This is a genomic window from Salipaludibacillus neizhouensis, assembly GCF_002886185.1.
In the GTDB taxonomy this organism is placed as follows: Bacteria; Bacillota; Bacilli; order Bacillales; family Salisediminibacteriaceae; genus Salipaludibacillus; species Salipaludibacillus neizhouensis.
In genome coordinates this window covers 1,101,464-1,102,087 of sequence record NZ_KZ614146.1, presented here as the reverse complement: position 1 = coordinate 1,102,087, position 624 = coordinate 1,101,464, and the positions used below count along the sequence as shown (strand labels likewise).

2 rRNA genes (1 of these 2 running past the window's edge) are annotated in these 624 nt (G+C 42.3%); both read right to left on the bottom strand.

Annotated elements, in window-relative coordinates:
- Positions 1-228, bottom strand: a 23S ribosomal RNA gene (locus tag CEF18_RS05165); it reaches 2,283 nt to the left of the window's first position.
- A gap of 192 nt (positions 229-420) precedes the next feature.
- Positions 421-536 (bottom strand): 5S ribosomal RNA (gene rrf / locus CEF18_RS05170).
- Positions 537-624 lie beyond the last annotated feature (88 nt).

Genomic DNA, 624 nt, shown 5'->3' with positions numbered 1-624 from the left:
TACGAAGTTATAGATTCTTATCTATCAAGCAATTGCTTTTAAGAACTGTTTAAGTAGGTGCACTTTGTTCTGCTATCATGAGGCTGCTTAGTATAAATATTATAGCTATAGTAACCTTCCAATGAAAAACCGGTATTGAATGTCTCTAAATTACTTGGTTAACTACTCTCAGCCTGAAACATTTGCACCCACTGACGGAAAACGCCAAGCATATCTACTATCTTCACTTCTTCGTTGCTTTGAATGTCACTAAATAGTAGAAGCACCTTTCAAAGTATCTTATTCTCGCTCATGCCTCTTGTTTCTTCCCGCGACGTTTGTAGGTGCTACTAGCGTAGCACCTACCCTCAAGATTATAGACCGATAACCCTTTAAAACCACAAAAAAGACACTCTCCAAAGAGAATGTCTTTTCCTAATTGCCCAGCGGCGTCCTACTTTCACAGGGGGAAACCCCCAACTATCATCGGCGCTGGAGAGCTTAACTTCCGTGTTCGGCATGGGAACGGGTGTGACCTCTCCGCGATCGTCACCGGACATAGTGAGTGGTCGTTGACCTCTCAAAACTGGATAACGTGATGGACTGAAAAGAATCGTTGCTTAGAGTAAAACATTTGGTTAAGTC